Below are 23,571 nucleotides of genomic sequence, written 5' to 3' on the forward strand. Positions count from 1 at the left end.
AATCGGGGCGCTCGTCCATTCGAGGCGAACGCCCCGATTGTTTGACCTGAATCACCTCGCGTTCGAGAGTGATAGCAGGAGAATCCACAGAGAAAAGAGGGTCGAGCATCATGAACACAGTGGCAATAGTCCAGGCAGGGTCCGTTCCATTCGATGCCGAAGCGTCGACTGACAAGGCGATCGCCCGGCTGCGGGAGGCCGCCGGCCAGGGGGCCGGGCTCGTCGTGTTCCCCGAAGCGTTCATCGGCGGCTACCCGAAGGGCAGCACGTTCGGTGCTCCCGTGGGAATGCGCACCGGGCAGGGCCGGGCGCAATTCGAACAGTACTTCGACGGAGCAGTCACCGTCGATGGACCGGAAATCACCAAGCTCGCCGAGGCGGCCCGCGAGGTCGGTGCCTTCGTCGTCATCGGCATCATCGAACGGTCCGGCAACACCCTCTATTGCACAGCGGTGATGATCGACCCGAAACTCGGGATCGTCGGCGCACACCGGAAGCTCATGCCCACCGGCACCGAGCGTGTCATCTGGGGATTCGGAGACGGGTCGACTCTCGACACGATGGACACACCTTTCGGCCGAGTGGGCAGCGTCATCTGCTGGGAGAACTACATGCCACTGCTGCGCCAGGCGATGTACGCCAAGGGCGTCTCCGTCTACTGCGCGCCGACGGTCGACGACCGTCCGACCTGGACGGCGACGATGACGCATATCGCCTTGGAGGGCCGCACTCACGTGCTCTCGGCATGCCAGTTCATCACGAAGAGCGAGTTCCCCGACGACCACCCCTTCGACGAGGAACTCCCCTACGGCGAGACCGCGATCCGCGGCGGCAGCGTCATCGTCGCACCCACCGGCGAGGTGCTGGCGGGACCGGTCTATGACGAGGAGACGATCCTCTACGCCGACATCGACCTCGGCGCCAAGACCCGTTCGCACCTCGATTTCGACCCGGTGGGCCACTACTCCCGGCCGGACGTTTTTGAGCTGCGAGTCGACACTCGCGCGAAGAGCTCCGTGACGTTTGAGTGAAGCGGCGGGCGGCCGGTCGCGAAGGCCGCTCGACTTCGTCCTTGCCGGCCAATGCATCCGGTCGCATCACTTCTAGGACAGGTCATCAGGACGCGAACCGATGACCTGTCCTAGAAGTGATGGCGGATTGCACTTAATGTGATGACGGCATGTACCTGTTGCGGTACCTCCGCTTATCGGCCGGTGCTGTGAGCGTTAGATCCTCATGGACTGCCGCTGGCGACGCCACTCCCTCAGCCCGAGCAGAACGTCGATGACGACGAACCCGACGAGGCTGATACCGACAAGCGGCAGGAACACACCGATCACGATTGCGGCAGCACCGACCGCAGCCACACCCCACCACGGAGCCCCATTGAGCACACCGCGCGCGGGTGCGCGCCCGAACCGTCTCGCCGGACCGCGCTTCGGCCGACGCTGCCACCACATGACATATCCCCAGATCACCATCGACGCGATGGCGATAGCGAGTGCAACGAGCACGATCTGGTTGGCCAAGCCGAACAGTGTGCCCATGTGCAGGTCGACACCCCAGCGGGCGAGCTTGGCCGCCACACCGTAATCGGAGAAGTCGACCCGGTCGACGGCTTTCATCGTCTCGGGGTCGAAGGCGACCGTGTCGACCTGAGTGGGCCAGCTGCGCTGAATCTCCTGCACCACCCATGCGGATCCGTCTTCCTCGGGCGGCAGGATCTCGACGGCTCCGGAATCGATGCCGACTCCGCGCGCCATCGACAGCATCATTTCGAAATCGGCCGGATCGAAATCGGACCTTGCCGAGGCGCCGGTTCCCGAGTGGCCCTCGTGCCCGGCGTGGCCTTCGTGACCAGCGTGCCCGGACCCGCCGTCAGCATGCGCGGCGGCCGCGCTGCCGAGTTCCGTCGACACGGCCGGAGTCTCCCAGCTCAGCGCCGCACGCAGCTTCGTGACGTTCTCTCCACCGAACTGCGACCAGGTGATTCCCGTGGCCGAGAGGAAGAGCATGCCGATCGCCGCCCAGACACCGACCGAAGCGTGCCAGGAGAATGTGCGTCTCAGCCCCTTGTGCTTCCGGTTCGGTCGCAGCATCGCGGCGGGCTTCTTCGTTTTGCGAGCGCGGAGGATCCAGAGGACGAGACCCGCGGCGGCGACGATTCCCAACCATGAGGCGGCGAGTTCGCTGTAGATCCGCCCGACGTCACCGAGGTGGAGGCTCCGGTGCATCTGATCGATCCACGTCCGCAGCGGCAGGGCACCCGAGGTTCCGTAGACGGTGAGGTCACCGACCACCTCGGCGGTGGCAGGGTCGACGAAGATCGCCCGGGATTCGCTCTCGCCGAGGCTGGGATCGGAATACATCACTCGCGTGGTATCGCCCGGCTCGGGGGCCGGTCGCACGGCGGACAGCGTCGAATCGCTGCCTGCGATGACGGAATTCGCGACGTCGATCTGGGCGGCCAGTGGCAGAGGGTCGTCGGTGGCGGGGACGCTGAGCTGGTCGGCATAGACCAGCTTCTCGAGCGTCGGGCTGATCGCGTAGGCCGCCCCGGTGAGCGCGGCGATGAGGATGAACGGACCGATGAGGATGCCCGCGTAGAAGTGGAGACGGCGCAGGAGCGGACCGAGCCACGGAATAGGACGGTCGGGGCGGTCGGGGCGGTTACGGTGGCGGGTCGGTTCCGGGCCCGAGCTTTCGGGCACGGTTGATGAAGGTGTGGTCATGATAATGCTTTCTCTCAGGTGCGCTGAGCCAGATCGGGTCGGCCTGATGCCTTCGACGAGCAGATGCGGTCGACGGGCAGTTGCGGTCGGCAGTGGTTGCGCACGACACGCAGTCGCGGTCGACGACCAGATGCGGTCAGCAGTGATCGCACCGGCTCACGAGAGCCGATGCGCGGATGTGATGAGTGTCAGAAAGCAGGCTGTGGTGGCCCTCGCCGCAGCACCGGGGATCGGTGCACGCCGAGGCTGCGCGGCAGTTCGGGTTCGAAGCCGACCAGTGACCGCGGCTTCTCGATCTGCGCCCGCAGGAGGACGAGGCGCGGGACGACCGCCCGGATGATCAAGCGGGCGAAGTCGCCGAGCATGACCGGAAGTCGCTCGGCCCAATAGATCATCGCGATCGTCACGATCCCGGCAACGCAGTGGGCCAGCAGCATCCCCGGTGACGAGTGCGAATGCATCTGGGCTACTGCGCCCACTGAACCGTCCATGGCAGGCATGACCGTGGAGTCATGGGCCATTTGCATCGCGCCGCCGGGCGTCGAGTGCATCGACGCGTGATGGGCTCCATGCGCCGGCGAGTGGTGAGAGTGCGAGCCGAGGAGCGCGGCGAGTCCGTTGTCGGAGCGCGCCATCGTGTTCGGCGATGCGGAACCGTGCGGAGTGAAGAGGGAGAAGAGGAGGTGAAAGAGGGTCTGGCTGATTCCGACGGAGGCTGTCAGCCGAGGCAGCGACATTTGGCGCCCGGCCAAGAGAACGCAGACGAGGGTCGACAGCGCCAGCGGCACGATGACGCCCATCGCAGTCGGAAACGATCCACCGCCGAGGATGTGCGACGTCAGCGCGACAAAGGTCGCGAACGCTGCGGCGAGAGTGCCGCGCAGAGCGCGCCGGTGCCTGACTCTCATCCTCACCGTGCCATTGTCACACAGGTGGAACCCACCCGAATGATCGTGCGGGATCGACCCTTGCGCCAGGCAGTGAACCATAGGTACAGTACCAACATGACTACAGCTCCGCAGACGTCATCGCCCGCCAACGCCCGAACCCTTCTGCTCCCATACACGTTCGGTCTCATCATCGCCATGACCATCGTGCAGATCGTCGTCTCTGCCACCGGCGGCGAGGTCACGATCCTCGCCGGTGGACTCACAGCACTCGTCGCCATCGGAATCGCGGTGTGGCTGTGGCGGAACCTGACCGCGCTCAAACGTGTCCGCTTCGGCGTGGTCATCGCCCATGCCATTGCCTTCGTCACCGTCACCACCTCCTTCAATCTGCACGCGATCCTCCGGGTGATGTTCCTCGGCTTCGAAGTCGACGGCGCCGGAGACGCGACCCACACCCTTCTCGAGAGCTCTTGGTTCGGGGCCACGCTCGTGATGAGCGCCCTGTGGGGGCTCGGACTGCTGGTCCACCTCCTCGGCTCAGTCCTCGGCCGCGGCTGGGAGGACTGAGGTGGCGGCACAGTCTCGCGACACCACGAACGAGGCAATCGACATCACGACTGCGGCGAATGGCAGCCCGGCCGCAGTCACCCCAGAAGAGCGGGAGTGGCTCGACCACCGCGTCGAGTCCTGGGTCGAGACGTATAAGAAGTCGATGCTCACCCCGATCACGCTCTCCCTCGTCGCGACACATCAGCCGGCCGAGATCTCCACCATCGCCGAGGCGGTCACCGCAGCCACGGGATGGCAGATCACAGAACGCGGCCTCTATCGCACCATCAAACGCCTGCAGGACTCCGGATTTCTGGTAAGCACGGCGGTCGATGCTCCGCGGACCGGGGCGAAGAGAAAACTGCTCTCGCTCACTCCGCTGGGAGCGAGCTATCTGTCGGGAATCAAGGGCAGCCTCGTCGAGGTACCGGAAGAGAGATGACAGCGCCGGGAGTTCGGTCTCCGCATCGACAACAGCACCGAGGCACGAACCAACGGCGACTGCACCTCGAGCCTAGACTGCCAAACCTTCAAGGACGATCCCGGCGATAGATGACGTGCCACCCGTCATCGATCGGGTTGTCGGGCGGGATGTGGCCCTCGGCGATGCGCTCATATCCGGCAGCCTCGAGAGCCCTCCACGATGCCGGATTTCCCGCGATCACGGGCACAAAGATCGCCGAGGCGGCCGGGCAGTCAGCGAAGCAGAGCTCGGTGAACTCCCGGATCATCCGCGTGCCGATGCCCTTGCCTGTCGCGGTGACCTCTCCGATGAAGTAGTCGATCGTCAGCGCATCTGGCGGGGCCTCGGCTAGAGCGATGAGCTCCCGCTGCTCGTCCGCATAATCCCAGATCGCACTGCGTTGGATGAACCCGACCGGCACCCCGGCGTCCTCGACGATGAAGTCGAATGACGGTTCGGTGCCATCGATGCTGCCGCCGAAGTCTCGTTCGATCGCCTCCGGGGTGGTCTCGTGGTTCCAGAATCGGGCGACGTGAGACGACCCGAGCCACCGCGCGAGCAGCGGAAAGTCACCCCGCGTGGTCCTTCGAAATTCCACGTGTCCTCGCGATCGGCTTCACCCGCCGCTGCGCCGCCTCACATCTCCTCGTGAGTGAGCGGATCCCGGTCCTTCATGCGACCGCGCTCGAGTCCGGAGATCGCCGCCACCTCGGCTGGGGTGAGTTCGAACTCGAAGACGTCGGCATTGGACCGCTGACGTTCGAAGTTCGCCGATTTCGGGATCGGGATGCTGCCGATCTCGATATGCCAGCGCAGGACCACCTGAGCCGGAGTCACGCCATGGGCGGCGGCCGCCTCGGCGATGGGGGCTTCATCGAACAGTCCCTGGTCACGGTAGAGCGGGGACCAGCTCTCGGTCTGCACGCCGATGGAGCGGTGGAAGGCGACGAGCTCGGTCTGCGGGAAATACGGGTGGAGCTCGACCTGGTTGACGGCCGGGGTGACGCCGGACTTCTCGACGAGCTCGGTGAGCATCTCCGCGGTGAAGTTCGAGACGCCGATGGACTTCACCAGCCCGCGTCTGCGCAGTTCGATGAGGCCCTCCCAAGTCTCGACGTACTTGCCGACGCTGGGGTTGGGCCAGTGGATCAGGTGGAGGTCGAGGTAGTCGAGGCCGAGGCGGGCCAGGGATTCCTCGGTGCTGGCGATGGCTTCGTCGAAGCCGTGGTGGCGGCCGGGGATCTTGCTCGTGACGAACAGATCCTCGCGAGCGACGGAACAGTCGGCGATGGCCCGGCCGACCTCGTGTTCGTTCTCGTAATTCACCGCGGTGTCGAGCAGGCGGTAGCCGACATTGTCGACGGCACCCACGATGGCGTCGACCCCCTCGTCGCCCTTCATCGCGTAGATGCCGAGCCCGAGCTGCGGGATCGCGCGTCCGTCGTTGAGGTCGAGGGTGGGGATCGGTGAGTTCTGTGCGGGAGTGTTCGCTGGGGTCGTCATGTATTCACCCTATGACCGCCGAGGCATTGCTGGCCAGAGCATTCTCCTTGAGTTCGAGCAGGGTGTCGTGGGTGAACTCTTCCTGTGAGGTGTCCCGAGGAGGCACTGCCGCGGGGTTTTCACAATGCGGCTTGGGCTAGCGTGGACGCATGGAGACGAACGCGCGAGCTGCGGAGCGGGGATTCCTTCGCCGTATTCGCAGGCTTTCGCGGTGGCGGGTGGCCTTTCTCCTGCCGAGCGCCGGATTGGTGGTCGCCGCGCTGCTCCACGCTGCCCAGTGGGTGACGTCGTGGATTTCAACAGCGGTCGCCCGTACGCAGGGTGCCGCCGATGCCTGTTCCGATCTGGTCGATACCCTCAGCGTCGACCCCGATGCGATCGAAATCGAGGATCGCGCACCGTCCGGATTCGTCTGCCAGGCCCCGACCTACGACGGCGGGCACGCGATCATTGAGCACTCCGGGGCCACCTCGGCGCTGTTTATGGTCTCGATGGCACTCGCCGCGGTCAGCGTCGCGGTGCTTCTCGGTGTGCTGATCGCGTTCGCGGTGACCCGGTTGCTCGGGCTGTACCGGTCGCCGCTGGCCGAACCGCGTCGAGATCGGTGGCCGCTGCGGCTCATCGGGATCGGGGTCTTCATGCTGCCGGTGATGATGCTCGGCCAGTATTTTCAGTGGTACTCGAAATCGGACGGCTTTGAGATCTGCCCGGAATCCGTCGGCGGCAATGATGTGCTGGGATTTTCGGTCACGGCCGACTATCTGCCGCCGAGCCTGACCTGCTCGGGCGACACCGTCACCGGTCAGGAGTTCTCGGTGACGCAGTACGGGTGCCCCTTCTACGGGTTCCTGGCGGGAGTGGTCATCGCCGTCGCGGGACTGGTCCTGCTCATTATTGTGAGGATGCGGCGCACAAGAGTCGAAGCTGACCAGCAGCGTCTGAGGACCGCTCGAGACTGATCGCCGAGCGGGAACATTGAGCGCTCATTCCTGAGCGTCAAGGGCCTTGATCAACCTCGTCGAGGCGGTGTTCCGATAGGAATCAATCGTCAGTTCGCGCAGCTCCTCGTCGTCGAGATCGTCGAGTCCGAGTCCGACCCAGCCGGAGGGGCCGAGGTACATAGGAACGAAGGAGTCCGGTCGCTCGAGCACCACCTCGGCGTCCATGGGGTCGAGCAGGACGAGCAGCGCCTGCGGGTGCTGCACCATCTCCCCCGATGCCAGCTTCTCAGTGCCGCCGTAGTGAGCGAAGATCTTCTTCGTGAAGAAGGCCGGTCTGCCGTGCGAAATCTTCTCGTCCGCCCCGGGCAGGCCGAGTGCGATCGCGCGGACCCGCTCGAGCAGCGGATCGTCGTCATCGAACATCTGCGGATGCGCCATGAGTCAACGGTACGCCGTCGGCAGGTGAGGATAGGACTCTTCAGACGATGAGTCCGACGGGTTCCTTTCCGTCGAGTACATCGATGACTGCTTGAGCTGCGGCGAGACCGGCGCGTTCGCGGGCTTCGACCGTCTGACCGGCCAAGTGCGCGGTGATCCAGACATTGTCGAAGTTCCGCAACGGGTGGTCTGCGGTCATCGGTTCGGTTTCGAGCACGTCAAGGGCGGCTCCGGCAATCTGGCCATTGTCGAGGGCGTCGATGAGGTCTGCCTCGTCGATGAGCGATCCGCGAGCGGTGTTGACGAGGAACGCTGTGTCCTTCATCGCCGCGAATCGGTCGGCCCCGATGATCGGGGTGCCGGTCGCTCGGGCGTGGAGGGTGAGATAGTCGGCGGCCGCGACGACGGTGTCAACGTCGGCGAATTCGATGCTCGGGTCCGCGTTGGTATCAGGGTGGGAGGTGCCGACGATGACTTTCATGCCCAGAGCTGCACCGATTGCGGCGATTGCCTTGCCGCTGGGGCCGTAGCCGATGACGCCGAGGGTCTTGCCGCGCAGTTCCGTGCCTGCGGTGCGTGGCCACTGACCGGCGTTGGTGCCGGTGATGACGTCGCTCAAGTGTTTGGCGCAGTTGAGCATGAGAGCGAGCGTGAGTTCGGCGACGGCGTGATGGTTGACGCCGGGCGTGTTGGCCACGTGGATGCCGAACTCCTGGGCCGCGTTGGTGTCGACGGAGTCGTATCCGACTCCGCTGCGGGCGAGGATCCGGAGGTCGGCCGCCTCGGCGAGCATGTCACGGGTAATCGGTTCGCTCGCAACGATGGCACCGACGGCACCTTTGAGGAGATTGCGCTGTAAATCCTCGGTGCGTCGACCAGCCGCCGGGGAATACACGGGTTCGAGTCCGTGCTCCCTCAGCAACCGGTCGACGCTGTCGCCGGGTTCGAGGTAATCGGTGGTGATGACGATGCGACGGCTCATGATGGTGAGCCTAGCCGCCCGGAATCACTTGAGTCGCCGGATCTCCCATGCCGGTCGGTACCAGTCCTGGCTCAGCGACGTGCGGAACAGCGCCACACCGTCTTTGCTCACTGAGCGCAGGCCACCGGGCGGGTCATCGTCGATGACGACTCCGGCGGAGTCGATCGACAAGGTACCGTTGGGCTGCTCGACGAAGAAGTTTCCAGCGGCTGAGCCGCTCACGCCGGCGACCGTCCGGCTGCGCAGCTCGGTCACCTCGACACCGGAATCGGTCGTATTGACAACGACGGGAAATCCCGGCCGCGAGGTCGCCGTGTCCGGTACGGAACTGCACATCACCGGACCAGCCGCGCCAACGCAGTCGGCCAGCCGTTTGCCGATGCTCGCGAGGCTGGACCCGTCTTCGGCATCGATGATCTCGGTGCCGTCCTCCCACCGGATGAACACCAGCCCGTCGGCGGCGGTCACCGAGCCGGGCACCTCGTCCACCCGAGAATCCCGTGATGACCATAGCTCTTCCTTGTCCTTTCCAAGTCCGAGCACGCGAACGTCGGTGCGCTCGGCAGTGCGACCTTCGCCGACCTGCTTCTGCACCACCACGGACTCCGCGGTGATTCTCTTCGCTTCGGTGCCTTTGTCCTTCCACACTGTCTTGGGTTTCGTTGCGGTCGAGAAGTCGGTGAGCATCGTCGTCCGGGCCTCCGTCGATGTCTTCACCGTGACGGCGGCAAGGTGTGACCGTGTCGTCGCGACTCTTACAGTCGCCTCCGAATCGGCCAAGGGGTGGAATGAATCGGGCTCACCTGTGACGACATCGATCGCAGCGATTCCGGACCGCCCTCCGGAGACGGCTGGGATGACCAGCTTGGCGCCGTCTTTCGTCTCCACCACGTCGGGGTCGCCGAAGCGACTGAACTCCACGTCAATGGCGGCACCGGCCTCGGTGCGCAGATCGGTCGTGCGGTCGATCGTCCATGCCGCGTCCCCCGAATCAGTTTCGAGTGAGACGACGGCGTAGCCGTCCTCTTTGTCCCCGTTGACGAGCACGTGCTCATCGGCGACCGCCACTCCGGTCGCGGCGGTGAGCTCTCCCCCTCCCCTGAGGTCGATCTCGTCCGGATCCGCCTCGGTGGAATGACTCGACGGCAGGGCTGCGCCCCATTTCAGGGCGGGAGTGTTGGCGGCGATCGGCAGGTCCGAGGTCGCATCGGAATCCGCCGCGTGGATGGTGCACTTGGCGGCCGCCTCGGCGCAGGTGACCAGGTAGTCATCGGTCATCGCGGCGGGGACGCTGTCGAAATCGTCGATTCTCGTCTCACCCTCACGGTCGACGGCTTTGAAGTCGCCGCCATCCTGTGTTGTGTCTTCGGTGATGATGGTCTCTCCGAATACCTGGGCCGAATTCCATGAATGGGCCGCGTCGCCGTCGTAGGGGCTCGACCGTTCGATGGCTGCATCTGCTCCGCTGATGGTGGTGAGTTCGTCGTCTTCGTCGCAGGCGATGAGCACGGCGCTCGACCGGCACTCCGCGAAGTCCTCGAGCTCCTCGACGACCGACCCGTCGCTGATGTCGATGAGTTCGGTCGAGTGGGCCGAACCGTCCGAATCGGCGGACGACAATGTTCCGGAGACCACCGCGAAGTTACCGGCTGCGGCCGTGATCGAGGCATGGTCGAAGCGGTCGTCGAGGTCCCAGACGGTATCGCCGCTGTCCGGGTCGATCCCGCGCGGAGCAGTTTTGTCGATGCGGTCGGGACCATTTGCCGACCAGAGCAAGTCGGGTTTCCGGGCGGGTTCGACGATGACGGTTCCCGAGCTGTCGGCATTCGTGCCAAGCGCGACCGGCCAGAGATTGTCGGTCTTCGACCTCGTCTTTCCGGTTTCAGCGTCGAGGATCCACCCGGTGATGTGGCCTCCCTTGCGCTTCCCCGAGGCGGCCACGACAGTATCGTCACCGGCGAGCACCGGCCGAGCCATGCCTTCATCGGTGCCTCTGCTGGCTTTTTCGAACGCCTCGCTGGTCCAGACCGCGTGGCCGTCTTCGCCCGACACAGCGGCGATTCCCCGGTCGAGGGGAGGCGTGGATCCGCTGTCCGAGGGGCTCGTCGCGTCCTCGGTCGAATCGGCCGAGCCTCGAGCCTTGCGGTAGGGAACGAGCACGTCGAACTTGCCCTTGCCCAGGTCTCGCACCGTCGGCGGCAGTGCCTCGTGAGGACTGCTGAGATCGACACGTGCCCCTTCCCCACGGAGGATGGGGTCCCCATCGTCGGTGCTCCACAGGGTCTTGCCCGAAGGAAGATCGATTGCGGCAAGTGTGCCGCCGCTGAAATGGGTGGTGGTGACCAGTGCGATATCACCGATGATCCGGGTGCCGGACAGATCGTCCGCTCCGATGTCGGTGCCCTTCAGCAGGGCGTCTGGTGAGAACTCGAGGGGTCTATTCGAGTCGCTCGTGCATCCGGCGATGGCGGTGAACGTACAGCACAGCAGGATCGCCCCAAGGGCCTGCCTAGGTCGAATCCTGTTCATGGTTCTTCAACATAGAGGACCCTCGGCGCAATCGCCACAGTTCGACAGAACTCAGATCAGCGACCCGCGAAACTTCGCTCTCCGCGCCGTGTTCATTTAAGTGCGCCGAGCACCTCGTTGAGCGCCTCGGTGGCGGAGGGGTGCGTGTAGATCGTGTCACGCAGCTCGGTCGCGGTGACGTCATGGCGCATCGCGAGCGCCACGGTGTTGATGACCTCCTGCGAGTGCACGTGGACGAGGGCAGCGCCGAGGATGTGGTCCGTTGTCGCGTCGACGACGAACTTGACGATTCCGCGCGGGTCGCCTTCGATCTTCGCCCTCGGCGCTGCGGCGATATCGGCCTGCAGCTTCGCGCCGACCTTGATCTCATAGCCTTCGTCGCGGGCGGCTTTCTCGGTCAGGCCGACGCGGGCGACGGGCGGGGTGAGGAACATCGTGTACGGCACGGATCCGCGGTCCTTCGTCGACCGTTTGCCCTCGCCGAGGAGTTGGTCTGCGAGGATCCGGTTGTCATCGAGGGAGATGTAGGTGAACATCGGTCCGCCGTTGACGTCGCCGAAAGCATAGACGCCTTCGGCGGAGCTGCGCAGGTACTCATCGGTGACGATGAACCCGCGATCGTCGGTGTCGATGCCGGCCTTCTCGAGGCCGAGGTCCGCGGTGGCGGGCTTGCGTCCGACGGCCAGGAGGACCGCCTCGGCGTCGATGGTCTTGGTCTCACCGCCCACCTCATAGGTCACGGTTGCGGCGTCAGCGCCGTCGTTGACTGCGGTGACGGAGGCGTCGTTGACGATGGTGACTCCGTCATCGGCGAGGGCCTGAGCGACCACCTCGGCGACGTCGTCATCTTCATTAGCGAGCGGGCGGGGTCCGCGGTCGAGGACGGTGACCTGCGAGCCGAAGTGGGCGAACATCGATCCGAATTCAAGTCCGATGTAGCCACCGCCCACGACGACGAGGCGTTTCGGGAACGGGTCGACGTGCTGCAGGGATTCGGAGTCGTGGATGCGGCCGCCGAGCTGGGCACCGTCGATGGGTGGGATATTGGCGACGGATCCGGTGTTGACGACGACCGTGTCGGCGGTGATCGTCATGGTGTCGGCGCCGCCGGTGACTCGGACTTCGCGTTCGCCGGTGAACTCGGCGCGGCCGCCCAACAGCAGCACCGAGTCGAGGTCGGCGAGCATCGAGTGGTTCTTCTTCCGCATTGCACCGGTCAGTGTGTCGCGGCGTTTGACGGCCTTGGCGAAGTATTCGTCGGTGTCGTCATCGGCGCGTTTGTTCTCGGCGTCGTGGACGAGGATCTTCGTGGGGATGCAGGCGATGTTGATGCAGGAGCCGCCGATCATCATCTCCGACTGTTCGACGACGGCGACCTTCTTGCCGGCGCGGGCCATGGTGCCGGCAAGTGTCTTGCCGCCCTTGCCCCAGCCGATGACGAGGAGGTCGACGTGTTCGGTGTGGTCGGCTCCGGTGGGGGCGGAGGATGGGGTGGTTTCGGTCGAGGTGCCCTGCTGCGTCACTGTCTCTGTGGTCATGCTCTGTCCTCTCGAGTCGGTGTCTGTCACTGTACCCGCCCCTTATTGCTACCCGAGGGCGGCCCAGATACCTGGCGCCAGGTTGCTGGGCCGCCCTCGGGTAGTAATTGGGGAATTAGTCGCCGGAGATGAGGGACATGGAGCTCGGGTTTCCGCGGGTGGAGTTCATCGTGAAGCTCGCCTTCCACGGCAGGTATCGGTCATCGGAGGACTCGATGACATCACCGGCGGTCGTGAACGCCCTCCGGCGCACCCGCAGCAGCGGGGTGCCCACGGGGACTTCGAGGAGCCTGGCATCGTCATCGTTCGCTCCGACCGCATCGATCGTGCGTGACGCCCGGTTGATGTCGACGCCCTGGTCGATGAGCTCCTGATAGATCGACCCGGAATCCGTGTCGAAGGCCAACACGTGACGTCCGAACTCGAACGGATAGTTCAGCCTCTCGACCATGGCCGGAGCTTCGTCCATGAGCCGCAGCCGGAACACCGAGACGATCGGATCGCCCTCTTCGATCCGCAGGCTCGCGGCCAGTGATTTCTCCGCCGGTTCCCGCGCCACACGCTGCGTGACCTGACCAGGCACGATGTCCGAGGCGTGGCACCACTGGGAGAAGGAGATGACGTCGTCGAAGGACTGCGTGAGGACGTTGTCGAGCACGACCGTGCGCCTCCCCCGCCCCGAGGAGATCAGCCCCTCCCCGCGCAGAGCGGACATCGCCTGCCGCACCGGTCCACGCGAACTCGCGAACTTCCGCGTCAGTTCCGCCTCGGAGGGCAGCTCATCGCCGGGCTGGAACGAGCCCTCACGAATCGCCGTGCGCAGATAGTGCGCGATCTCGTCATGCTGCTGACGGGTGCGGTGCCTCGGGCCGGTGGTCATGACCTCACTTCTCCTTCGACGGTGCTCATTCGACGGTTCAGAGGACAGCGCCTCAGAGTTGAGGAAGCGCTGTCTCGGTGAACTCGGCATGGCTCAACGAAGTCCGAATGTCACATTCAGGTGAACAGACATCAAACTTGTACATACATATCTTCATCTTATCCGACAACCGCACGAATATGAGGGAATGCCGACAACAGATCTCATCATCACCGGCTCAGGCATCCTCGGCCTGGCCACCGCATTCCTCGCCCGCCGACAGGGCCGCAGCGTCCACATCATCGACCGTTCCGACCGCCCCGTGGGCTCGTCCATCCAGAACTTCGGCCACGCCTGCTTCACCGGCCAGTCCGATGCCGCGCAGCCGATCGCCTCGAAGGCCCGCGAGGGCTGGCTCGACGCCGCGGCCGCCACGGGACTCTGGGCCGCCGAGACCGGAACCTTCATCCCGGCCATGACCGAGGCCGAGCTGACCGTCCTCGAGCAGTTCGCCGCCCATCGCGGCCCCGACCAAGTTCGACTGCTCGACCCGGAGGCGATCGTCGAGGCGGTCGGCAACCCCGACCTCCCGGCCATCGGCGGCGCACATCTGCCGCAGGACATGCGCGTCGACCCGCGACAGGCCGCCCCGAGAATCGCCGCATGGCTGGCCGGCCAGGGCGTGGAATTCACCTGGAACACGCACGTCACCGCGGTGGCCGACGGCACCGTGTCGACGACACGCGGGAACTTCCACGCCGAGCAGGTCGTCGTCTGCCCCGGCTATCAGCTGACCAGCCTCTTCCCCGAGATCGCCGAATCCCACGAGATCCGCATCTGCTCGCTCGTCATGTCGCTCATCGAGGCCCCGCAGCACATTCCGATCGGCTTCGCGATGCTCACCGGCACCTCCCTGGCCCGCTACGACGGGTTCGCGGCGATGCCCGGCGCCGAGGCGCTGCGCCACGACCTCGACGAACGGGAACCGGAGCTTCGCGGCTGCATCGCGAACCTCATGGTCACCGACATCCCGCAGGGCCTGCTCATCGGCGATTCACACGCCTACGACCTCAGCCCGGAACCCTTCATCGACGAGAAGATCGGCGCACTGCTGCTCGATCGGGCCACCTCGATGCTCGGGATCGAGAGCCCGCGGGTGCTGCAGCGGTGGCTAGGAATGTACGCCGACAGCCCGACGACGAACCTCGTCCTCGAGCGCCCGGACGAACGCACGACCGTCGCCGTCGTCGCCTCGGGGATCGGCATGACCCTGTCGTTCGGCATCGCCGACCTCATCCTCTCCGGCGCCACCGCCGACATCTGAGGCAGCTCCCCTTCCCCGCCCTGACACCGACCAACCCAACCGGCCCCGAGGCGGTCGCGCCCATCCGCGCGACCGCCTCGGGGCCGATTCGATGCCCTCAGAGATGCGACGCCCGGCTCGGACCCACCCGACCATTTCAGTGACCGCCGCCACGATACGTCGGGGTAACTCCGAACCGACCGTGAAGTTGTCATGTCCAATCGGTGAACTGCCTCGACTTGTATAGACATTCGCCAGTGATCTCGGCACGATGAATGCGAACGATCACCTCAGCGCCTCTGCCGCACTGCTCTCCGAAAGGCCATTCGCCATGACCATGACCTCCCTCCTCCGCTCCACAGCGGTCCGGACCTTCACCGCCGGTCTCCTCGCCCTGCCTCTGCTCGCCGCCTGCGGCAGCTCCGGAGGAAACGGCGACGACACGATCACCTTCGCCGCCGTCCCCGCCGAATCCTCCTCGACGCTCGAGTCCTCCTTCGAGAACGTCACGAAGCTGCTCGAAGAAGAGACCGGCAAGAAGGTCGAATTCCAGAACGCCTCGGACTACGCCGCGGTCGTCGAAGGCATGCGCGCCGGCCAGATCGACGCCGCTTCCTTCGGGCCCTTCGCCTACGTCATCGCCAAGGACTCGGGCATCAACATCGAACCGGCCGCGGCACCGACGAACGACAAAGCCAAGGATCCTGCCTACACCTCGCTGGCGTATGTGAAGAAGGGCTCCGACGTCAAGGACATGAAGGACCTCAAGGGCAAGAAGGTCTGCTTCGTCGATGCCGCCTCCACCTCCGGCTACCTCGTGCCGATGAAGGGACTCCAGGACGAAGGCATCGACATCGACAAAGACCTCGAACCGGTGATGTCCGGCGGCCACGACGCCTCGCTGCTGTCGCTGAACTCCGGTGACTGCGATGTCGCCTTCGCCCACGACGCCATGCTCACCACCCTCGAGAAGTCCGGCCAGGTCGACAAGGGCAGCCTCGAACCCATCTGGGAATCAGACCCGATCACCGAGGACCCGATCGCGGTGAACAACGACTCCCTCGACGCCGATACGGCCGCGAAGATCACCAACATCCTGCGCGAGAAGGCCAACGTCCCGGCGATGGTCGAAGCCGGAATCTGCGACTCCGAGGACGACTGCGTCCTGCCCGAAGAGATCACCTACGGCTACAAGGAAGTCTCCGATTCGGACTTCGATTCGATCCGTGACATCTGCGACGCCACCCAGGCCGACGCCTGCAAGAACATCGGCTGAGAAGGATGACCATGCCACACTCACACACCGTTCCCCGCCCGACCACACCGGAACTGCAGAAGGAGATCGACTCCATCTATTCCGTCCAACTCGACCATGTGACGAAGGACTTCGGCGGCGGAGTCCTCGGCCTCGACGACGTCAACCTCGGGTTCCGGACCGGCGGAATCAGCGTCCTCCTCGGCCTCTCCGGCTCGGGCAAATCCACCCTCCTGCGCCATATCAACGGACTGCACACCCCCACCTCGGGGAAGGTGCGCGTCCTCGGTGAGGACATGGACCGGCTGCGCCGCTCGGAGCTGAAGGCCGTGCGCCGCGACATCGGCGTCATCTTCCAGTCGTTCAACCTCGTCGGCCCGATGTCCGTGCTCGAGAACGTCTGCGCCGGGGCACTGGGATCGCTGCGCGGACCGCGCATCACCCTGATGATGTACCCGAAGGCCATCCGCCGCGAAGCCCTCGAGAAGCTCGACCGCGTCGGTCTGGCCGACCGCGCCTACCAACGCGCCGACACACTCTCCGGCGGTCAGCAGCAGCGGGTCGCGATCGCCCGCGCACTCATGCAGCACCCGAAGGTGCTGCTCGCCGATGAGCCGGTCGCCTCCCTCGACCCGGTATCGGCCCGCGACGTCATCGACCTGCTGCGGCAGATCTCCGCCGAGGATGACCTCACCGTCATCGCCTCCTTGCACCAGGTGCAACTGGCCATCGATTTCGCCGACCGGATCATCGGTCTGCGCACCGGCCGGGTCGTCCTCGACCGCAAGACCGCCGGGCTCAGCGCCGAGGAGGCCTCCCAGATCTACTCGAGCGTGTCCGGAATGGACACCGCCGCCGAGGCGAGCGAGCGAGCCGGTGCGACCACTGCCGGATCGCAGACCGCGACGTCCGGCACCGAGGCGGGCGCCCGGGTGGGAGCCACCCGATGAGTCTCGTGCTCGACCGAGAGGCTCCCGCCGTCGTCGAACCGCGGCGTCCCCGCCCGTCGGGGAACTCCGCCGTCGCCGTCATCGTGCTCATCGGCCTCGCCGTCGCCGGTGCCTGGTCGGTGTGGTCGCTCGGGATCGACATCGCCACGATCGCCTCGTCGTTCGACAATGCCGTGGGGTTCTTCTCCCGCATCGTCCCGCTCGACTTCCCGGCGTTCGGTGAGACCGTCTCGCTTGTCGTCGAGACCTTGGCGATCGTGTTCCTGGCGACTCTGCTCTCCGTCGTGCTTTCGATCCCCGTCGCCCTCTTCGCCGCTCGCCCCACCCGGATGGGGCGCGGTTCGCAGTGGACGGCGCGCACCCTCATCGTCCTCGCCAGAGCGATTCCCGACCTCGTGCTCGCCATCGTGTTCCTTCGGATGTTCGGCCTCGGCGCCACGGCAGGCATCATCGCCATGGGCATCCATTCGGTGGGGATGATCGGCAAGCTCTACGCCGATGCCATCGAAGAGCTCGACGACGGACCCCGCGAATCGATCGAGGCCCTCGGCGGCAGCCGCTCCCAGCAGATCCTCACCGCGATCCCGCAGACGCTCATGCCGCAGCTCATCGCCACGGCTCTGCACCGCTTCGACATCAACCTGCGCACCTCGGTGCTGCTCGGCTATGTCGGAGTCGGCGGAATCGGGCTGGCCATCGCGGACTCCCTGCGCACCTTGGACTACCAGCGCGGGATGGCCCTGGCGGTCATCGTGCTCGTCCTGTGCATCGTCATCGAACTCGTCTCCGGATCCATCCGGGCCGCGCTCATGGCCTCGACGGGGGCGAAGATCACCGGCGGCACCTGGGTCGACCGGATGTTCAACCGGGGTCGGGGAACCGGGGTCGGCGATCTCACGCTCACCCCACCATGGAGCGTGGCACGGTTCCGTCGTTTCGCCTCGGCGGCGGTGCTCATCGTCCTCACGATCGCCGCTCTGTGGCGGGTGGACGTGTCATGGTCGGCTCTGGCCGCGGGTCTGCTCGACCTGCCGCAGACCGTCAGCCTGTTCTTCCCGCCGTCGACCGGCGGGACGCTCACCAACCTCGTCGAGCAGCTGCTCGTCACCATCCAGATCTCGCTGGCGGCGACGTTCATCGGGGCGATCCTCGCGGTGCCCATCGGCGTCCTCGCCGCCCGCAATGTCGTGGCGAACCGGGCGGTGCACAAGACGTTCCGCGTCCTCATCGTCGTCGTCCGCGGCATCCCCGAGCTCATCCTCGCGATCATCTTCGTCGTCATCTCCGGACTCGGCGAGGTGGCCGGAACCCTGGCGCTGTCCATCGGTGCGATCGGCCTGCTCTCGAAGCTCATCGCCGACTCCATCGAGGAAACGGACCTCCAGGTCCAGGAGGCGGTGCGGGCCACCGGAGCCGGCGAGGCGCAGGTGTTCTTCTCCGCCACCCTGCGGCAGGCGGCACCGGCGTTCGTCGCCCACATCATGTACCTGCTCGACACGAACATCCGCTCGGCCACGCTGCTCGGCGTCGTCGGCGCCGGAGGCATCGGATTCCTGCTGCTCAACGCCTCGCGGGTCAACCAGTTCGATGTCGTGACGATGGTGCTCATCCTCATGGTCGCCGTCGTCCTTGCAGTCGAGGCCCTGTCCATGTGGCTGCGCCGAGCCGTGCGCTGAGCCTGCGCAATCAAGTCCACCCGCCCACCGAAATTTCCGTCCGCCGACCAAGCGGGCGAAGCAGAGCCCACGAACTCGCGTGGGCACCACCGCAAGAGAAAGAGAATCGACATGACTGAACTTGCCGTCTTCGACATGGCCGGAACCACTATCGACGAACGTGACGAGGTCTACCGCGTGCTGCGCGAGGCCACCGAAAGGGAGGGCGCGGACTACTCCGATGAGGTGTTCCAGAAGTGGATGGGCACGGAGAAGCACTGGGCGATCGAGAATCTGCTTCGCCTCGGCGGAATCGAGGTCACCGAGGAGGTTCACGAGCGGGCTTGGCAGTGGTTCCGTGCCGAACTGCGCGAGACCTACACCAAGAATCCTCCGCGTCCGCTGCCCGGAATCGAGGAGGCCCTGTCGACCCTGCGGGAACGCGGGATCAAGGTGGGCCTGACCACCGGATTCTCCCGCGAGATCGCCGCCCTCATCTTCTCCACCATGGGCTGGGCGCCGGGTGAGACCTTCGACGTCGCGGTCACCGGCGACGAAGTGCCCGCCGGACGTCCGGCGCCGGACCTGATCAACAAGGTCATGGACACGGTCGGGGTCACCGACCGCGCTGCCGTCGTCAGTGTGGGAGACACCTCGGCGGATATCGAATCGGCACTCAACGCCGAGGTCACAGCCGTGGGCGTGCTCACCGGGCACCTGAGCCGAGAGGATTTCGCGGCCGAGGGCGCGCACCTCGTCCTCGATTCCGTGGCGGATCTGCCCGCGGTCCTCGCCGAGCAGGAAGCTGCGGTGGTCGCGAAGTGAAATCGACCGTCCCCGATTCGACGATGACCGGCACCGAGGCGGCCGATCGTGGCCGCGCGACCGCTCAGCCGTTTGCCCAGGTGTGGACGGGAGGCTCGGAATTCGAGCTCCGCACGTTCGACCGGCCGCAGCTGGCACCGGGCGAGAGCCTCATCCGGCTGACCGCGGCGACGGTGTGCGGGTCCGATCGGCACACCGTCAGCGGACGTCGGTCGGGGGCATGCCCCTCGGTACTCGGCCACGAGGGCGTCGGCATCGTCGAGGAGACGCGCGGGGATGTGCCCGTCGGCACTCGCGTGGTCTTCTCGGTCACCTCGGTGTGCGGTCAGTGCCGGAACTGTCGGCGCGGGCTGAGCGCGAAATGCAGCTCGGTGCGCAAGGTCGGCCACGAATCGGCCGAGTCGGATTGGGCGCTGTCGGGCACCTACGCCAGCCATATCCACCTGCCGGCCGGGGTGGCGATGGTCCCGGTGCCGGATTCGCTGCCCGACGGGGTGGCGGCGACCGCGGGATGCGCCGTGGCCACCGTCATGGCGATGTGTGAAGCAGCCGGTGACCTGCGGGGACGACGGGTGTTCGTCAATGGCATCGGGATGCTCGGGTTGACCGCGGTCGGAGCCGCTCTGGCCCGCGGTGCGGCCGAGGTCGTCGCCGCCGATCCGCACCCGGACCGCCGCTCTCTGGCCGACCGGGCGGGGGCGACGCGGTCCGTTGAACCAGGTGAGGAGATCGCTGATGTCGAGGTCGCTCTCGAGCTCTCGGGTACCGAGTCAGGGGTGCGCTCCTGCATTTCGCCGTTGGGTGTCGGGGGCGTTGTGGTCCTCGCCGGCAGCGTGACGCCGGGGCCGCAGGTGTCGATCGATCCCGAGCAGATGGTGCGCGGATGGCGCACGATCACCGGAGTCCACAATTTCGAACCTCACCACCTGGCCGAGGCCGTGGACTTCTTGGCAGCCGACGGGGCTGCTCTGCCGTGGAAGGACATCCTCGGCGGCCCGATCCCCTTGGCTGACTTGCCCCAGGAATTCGCGTCCCCGCCAAAAGCCCTCCGCACGATAGTCTCCCTCTAATTGCTACCTGACGGCGGCCCAGATACCTCGCGCGAGGTATCTGGGCCGCCGTCGGGTAGTAATTACCTCACTAGGCAGGGCTTCTTGGCGTCGAAGGTCCAGCCGGGGACCAGGTACTGCATGGCGACCCGGGGTCTCCTCTAATGGATCGACGCTCCAGCGGTCTCCCGCAATATTGACATTGTGAGTTTGAACTCATATCGTGAGTCAGCAATGACTCACGCACACACACATAGGAGTGTTGATGTCCGACGTCGCCATCATCGTCAATACAGCCATCGCGGTTGTCGCCACTGTTGTATTGATCGTGCGCTTCAAGGTCAATCCAGTCATTTCCCTCGTCATCGGTTCGCTCTACCTCGGCCTCATCACAAGGATGGGAGTGGAGAAGACCGTCGAGACGATCACCAAGGGTTTCGGCGACATCATGGTCGACCTCGGACTTCTCATCGCCTTCGGCATCCTGATGGGATCGATCCTCAACGCCACCGGAGCGATTTCCCGCCTCGTCGATGGGCTGCTCCGCATTTTCGGCTCCCGCGGCATCCCCTATGCGCTGGGGACTGCGGTCGGAACTGTGTTGCAGTCGATCTTCGTCGATGTCCTTCTCGTCATCACTGCACCGTTGGCCAAACGCGTCGGACACAGGATCGGTCGCTTCGGAACTCCGAAGATGGCCGTCGCAATGGCCGTCGGTCTAGAGTGCGGCATCGTCTTCACCGTCCCCGGCGTCGGCGCACTCGCCCTCGCCGGACTCCTCGGCGTCCCCCTGGGCAAGATGCTCGTCTTCGGTCTGCTCGTCGTCGTGCCCACCGTCCTCCTCACCATCTTCATCACCTCATTCCTCTTCCGCCGGGGCTGGTGGAAGGAGGAACGAGACGAACAAGAAGTCGAGAAGGAACTGGCGGAGGCGACCTCAACCGCCGGTTCTGCGGCTGGGACGTCCACCGCAGGAGCCCGCTCTTCGGCTGGTGCATCATCAGGTGCCGCCAGGACATCGTCACAGCCTGATGACCCTTCCCGTCCCGCCGATGAAGGCGGTGCCGTCATGACCGCGACGGCCGAGTCGACGTCAACCCATCAACCACCACTGTGGCTGCTCTTCGGTCCGTTGCTGCTGGCCCTGTTCTTCATCGCCGGTGGCGCGGTGGCCGACATCGCCGGATTCACGCCCGGTTGGGTCCTCTTCTTCGGCGAACCCAACATCGCTCTGCTCATCGGGCTCCTCGGAACTATGGTCGTTGCGCACTTCTGCATCGGACGCGAAGGCATCGAAGATGCCGTCACCAGCGGCTTCCGGGAGAGCGGCCAAATCCTTCTCCTCACCGGGGTCGGCGGCTCCCTGGCCGCTGTGGTCACCGAAGCCGGCATGGGCGACATTCTCGGAGAGGTCTTCTCTGCGAGTACCGTGGCTCCTCTCCTCGTCGTCTGGGGCATCGCCGCAATCCTCCACGTGGCCGTCGGCTCCGTCACTCTCTCGGCGATCACCGCCGCCGGGCTCCTCGCTCCCGTGGCACCGAGCATCGGACTCGACCCTGTGCTCATCGCCCTCGCGGCCGGCGCCGGTTCACTGTTCATCATCCACGTCACCTCGAATACCTTCTGGCTGCTGCAGACCCTCCTCGGCCAGACAGTCCGCGGAGCCCTGAAGACCGTCACCGTCTCACTCTCCATCGCTTCCGTCGTCGCTCTCACCTGCGTCCTGGCCCTGAGCCTGTTCATCTGAACCACCGAAAGGATTCCCCTTGACTGCTGCCGCCCCCACTCCCGGGGACATGCCCACGCTCCTGACGACCACTTCACAATCCGAGGCGCCACTTCCCCTGGAAGGTGTGCGTGTCATCGAACTCGGCAACTACATTGCCGCTCCCACCACTGGGCGCCTCCTCGCAGACTTCGGCGCCGAAGTGATCAAGATCGAGCGCCCGCACACCGGGGACGAACTGCGCAATTGGCGGCTGCAGAAGGGCAGTGTGTCCATGCTCTACCGGACGATAAATCGCAACAAGAAGTCCGTGGAACTTGACCTTCGCTCGGAAATCGGCCGCCAGGCGATCCTCGATCTCGTCCGCGACTCCGATGTCCTTCTCGAGAACTTCCGTCCGGGCACGCTTGAGCGTTGGGGGATCGGACCTGACGTCCTGCACGCGGTCAATCCGGACATCATCATCACGCGCATTTCTGCCTTCGGACAGACCGGTCCGCTCGCCGAGCGCCCGGGCTTCGCCGCCGTCGCCGAGGCCTTCAGCGGATTCCGCAACCTCGTCGGCGACCCCGACCGCGCTCCGGTCCGGGTCGGAGTCTCAATCGGCGACTCCATCGCCGGACTCTACGCCGCTTTCGGCACCGCCATTTCCCTATTCCAACGCCTCGCACTCCGCGATGCACAACACCACGCCACCACTGGACCAGACCAGACGTCCGATGCGGAACCCGCCAGCCGCTCAGCCGCACCCAACCGGATGGTCGACGTCGCATTGCACGAGGCGATGTTCTCCATGCTCGAATCCCTCGTCCCTGACTACAGCGCCTATGGAACTGAACGCGAGCGCACCGGCGGACGGATGGAGGGCATCGCCCCATCGAACGCTTATCTGTGCGGCGACGGCGGCTCCATCGTCGTCGCGGGCAATGGAGACGGAATCTTCAAACGGTATATGGAAGCCATCGACCGGCCGGATCTCGCCGAGGACCCCGACCTTCAGACCAACGCTGGACGGTGGAACCGCCGGGACGACCTCGACGCCGCAATCGGAGCGTGGACCCTCACCCGCACCGTGTCCGACGCACTCAACACTCTCGATGCCGCCGGCGTCCCGGCCGGAGCCATCCACACAGCCGCGGACATCGTCAACGAGCCCCAATTCATCGCGCGCGACATGATTCAGTACCGCGAGGTGTCGACCGGCGAGGAGACGCTCACCGAGGTGGGATTCCCTGGAATCGTCCCTGTAATCGGCGAGAGGTCTCTGCCGATCCGTACGCTCGGGCCCGACCTCGGCGCGCACACTGAGGAGATCCTCGGCGACCGCCTTGGAATGAGCACCGCCGACATCCGCATGGCCACGAAGAAGGACTGAAGGAGTTCC

The 23,571-nt window shown here is 65.4% G+C and carries 21 protein-coding genes; 12 read left to right on the forward strand and 9 right to left on the reverse strand.

Annotated elements, in window-relative coordinates; genetic code table 11:
* Window positions 1-110: 110 nt before the first annotated feature.
* On the forward strand, window positions 111-1,031 hold the full coding sequence (locus ACU4IU_RS07705; RefSeq protein WP_259358213.1) for a carbon-nitrogen hydrolase family protein: 921 nt from the start codon (window positions 111-113) through the stop codon (window positions 1,029-1,031).
* Between the two features lie 195 nt (window positions 1,032-1,226).
* Here ACU4IU_RS07705 and ACU4IU_RS07710 read toward each other — a convergent pair whose 3' ends face one another.
* Both ACU4IU_RS07710 and ACU4IU_RS07715 read right to left on the reverse strand, forming a co-directional pair.
* Window positions 1,227-2,732, reverse strand: a complete 1,506-nt coding sequence (locus tag ACU4IU_RS07710; protein WP_446656375.1) for a PepSY-associated TM helix domain-containing protein — start codon at window positions 2,730-2,732, stop codon at window positions 1,227-1,229.
* Window positions 2,733-2,920: 188 nt separating this feature from the next.
* Window positions 2,921-3,640 carry a hypothetical protein gene (locus ACU4IU_RS07715; RefSeq protein WP_446656376.1) on the reverse strand — a complete coding sequence of 240 codons (720 nt, stop codon included), beginning with the start codon at window positions 3,638-3,640 and terminating at the stop codon, window positions 2,921-2,923.
* A gap of 96 nt (window positions 3,641-3,736) precedes the next feature.
* Here ACU4IU_RS07715 and ACU4IU_RS07720 point away from each other — a divergent pair, with 96 nt between their 5' ends.
* Window positions 3,737-4,189, forward strand: coding sequence for a hypothetical protein (locus ACU4IU_RS07720; protein WP_446656377.1), 453 nt, complete (start codon window positions 3,737-3,739; stop codon window positions 4,187-4,189).
* 1 nt (window position 4,190) lies between these two features.
* The gene (locus tag ACU4IU_RS07725; protein ID WP_167193364.1) at window positions 4,191-4,613 is read left to right on the forward strand and encodes a PadR family transcriptional regulator; all 423 of its coding nucleotides are present in this window, start codon (window positions 4,191-4,193) and stop codon (window positions 4,611-4,613) included.
* Between the two features lie 88 nt (window positions 4,614-4,701).
* Here ACU4IU_RS07725 and ACU4IU_RS07730 read toward each other — a convergent pair whose 3' ends face one another.
* Entirely contained in the window at window positions 4,702-5,232 is a 531-nt protein-coding gene (locus ACU4IU_RS07730; RefSeq protein ID WP_446656378.1) for a GNAT family N-acetyltransferase, read from the reverse strand.
* Between the two features lie 38 nt (window positions 5,233-5,270).
* The gene (locus ACU4IU_RS07735) at window positions 5,271-6,137 is read right to left on the reverse strand and encodes an aldo/keto reductase (RefSeq protein WP_446656379.1); all 867 of its coding nucleotides are present in this window, start codon (window positions 6,135-6,137) and stop codon (window positions 5,271-5,273) included.
* 149 nt (window positions 6,138-6,286) lie between these two features.
* Between ACU4IU_RS07735 and ACU4IU_RS07740 the strand changes: the two genes are divergently transcribed.
* The gene (locus tag ACU4IU_RS07740; protein WP_446656380.1) at window positions 6,287-7,096 is read left to right on the forward strand and encodes a hypothetical protein; all 810 of its coding nucleotides are present in this window, start codon (window positions 6,287-6,289) and stop codon (window positions 7,094-7,096) included.
* A gap of 24 nt (window positions 7,097-7,120) precedes the next feature.
* Here ACU4IU_RS07740 and ACU4IU_RS07745 read toward each other — a convergent pair whose 3' ends face one another.
* The 5 genes from ACU4IU_RS07745 to ACU4IU_RS07765 form a co-directional block, all read right to left on the reverse strand.
* Entirely contained in the window at window positions 7,121-7,516 is a 396-nt protein-coding gene (locus ACU4IU_RS07745) for an MmcQ/YjbR family DNA-binding protein (protein WP_139469531.1), read from the reverse strand.
* Between the two features lie 40 nt (window positions 7,517-7,556).
* Complete coding sequence (locus ACU4IU_RS07750) at window positions 7,557-8,498, reverse strand: phosphoglycerate dehydrogenase (RefSeq protein ID WP_139469532.1); 942 nt, start codon at window positions 8,496-8,498, stop codon at window positions 7,557-7,559.
* A 24-nt stretch (window positions 8,499-8,522) separates the two neighbouring features.
* Window positions 8,523-11,027 (reverse strand): hypothetical protein, encoded by a 2,505-nt coding sequence (locus ACU4IU_RS07755; RefSeq protein ID WP_139469533.1) that lies wholly within the window; start codon window positions 11,025-11,027, stop codon window positions 8,523-8,525.
* 92 nt (window positions 11,028-11,119) lie between these two features.
* Complete coding sequence (locus ACU4IU_RS07760; protein WP_139469534.1) at window positions 11,120-12,565, reverse strand: dihydrolipoyl dehydrogenase family protein; 1,446 nt, start codon at window positions 12,563-12,565, stop codon at window positions 11,120-11,122.
* Between the two features lie 115 nt (window positions 12,566-12,680).
* Window positions 12,681-13,445, reverse strand: coding sequence for a GntR family transcriptional regulator (locus tag ACU4IU_RS07765; RefSeq protein WP_062860559.1), 765 nt, complete (start codon window positions 13,443-13,445; stop codon window positions 12,681-12,683).
* A 187-nt stretch (window positions 13,446-13,632) separates the two neighbouring features.
* Here ACU4IU_RS07765 and ACU4IU_RS07770 point away from each other — a divergent pair, with 187 nt between their 5' ends.
* From ACU4IU_RS07770 to ACU4IU_RS07805, 8 genes are all read left to right on the forward strand, one after another.
* Window positions 13,633-14,748: a TIGR03364 family FAD-dependent oxidoreductase gene (locus ACU4IU_RS07770; RefSeq protein WP_139469535.1), complete on the forward strand. Its 1,116-nt coding sequence runs from the start codon at window positions 13,633-13,635 to the stop codon at window positions 14,746-14,748.
* 250 nt (window positions 14,749-14,998) lie between these two features.
* Window positions 14,999-16,003, forward strand: a complete 1,005-nt coding sequence (locus ACU4IU_RS07775) for a phosphate/phosphite/phosphonate ABC transporter substrate-binding protein (RefSeq protein WP_420096842.1) — start codon at window positions 14,999-15,001, stop codon at window positions 16,001-16,003.
* An 11-nt stretch (window positions 16,004-16,014) separates the two neighbouring features.
* Window positions 16,015-16,932, forward strand: coding sequence for a phosphonate ABC transporter ATP-binding protein (gene phnC, locus ACU4IU_RS07780; protein WP_139469537.1), 918 nt, complete (start codon window positions 16,015-16,017; stop codon window positions 16,930-16,932).
* Window positions 16,929-18,608, forward strand: a complete 1,680-nt coding sequence (gene phnE / locus ACU4IU_RS07785; protein WP_446656381.1) for a phosphonate ABC transporter, permease protein PhnE — start codon at window positions 16,929-16,931, stop codon at window positions 18,606-18,608. Before phnC ends, phnE begins: the two co-directional genes overlap by 4 nt.
* Before the next feature lie 111 nt (window positions 18,609-18,719).
* Window positions 18,720-19,412, forward strand: a complete 693-nt coding sequence (locus ACU4IU_RS07790; protein ID WP_139469539.1) for a phosphonatase-like hydrolase — start codon at window positions 18,720-18,722, stop codon at window positions 19,410-19,412.
* The gene (locus tag ACU4IU_RS07795; RefSeq protein WP_248284040.1) at window positions 19,409-20,482 is read left to right on the forward strand and encodes an alcohol dehydrogenase catalytic domain-containing protein; all 1,074 of its coding nucleotides are present in this window, start codon (window positions 19,409-19,411) and stop codon (window positions 20,480-20,482) included. Before ACU4IU_RS07790 ends, ACU4IU_RS07795 begins: the two co-directional genes overlap by 4 nt.
* Window positions 20,483-20,726: 244 nt before the next feature.
* Entirely contained in the window at window positions 20,727-22,208 is a 1,482-nt protein-coding gene (locus tag ACU4IU_RS07800) for a GntP family permease (protein ID WP_139467849.1), read from the forward strand.
* A gap of 49 nt (window positions 22,209-22,257) precedes the next feature.
* On the forward strand, window positions 22,258-23,562 hold the full coding sequence (locus ACU4IU_RS07805; protein WP_139467894.1) for a CaiB/BaiF CoA transferase family protein: 1,305 nt from the start codon (window positions 22,258-22,260) through the stop codon (window positions 23,560-23,562).
* The last annotated feature ends 9 nt before the right edge of the window (window positions 23,563-23,571 follow it).

The organism is Brevibacterium sp. CSND-B09 (genome assembly GCF_052906525.1).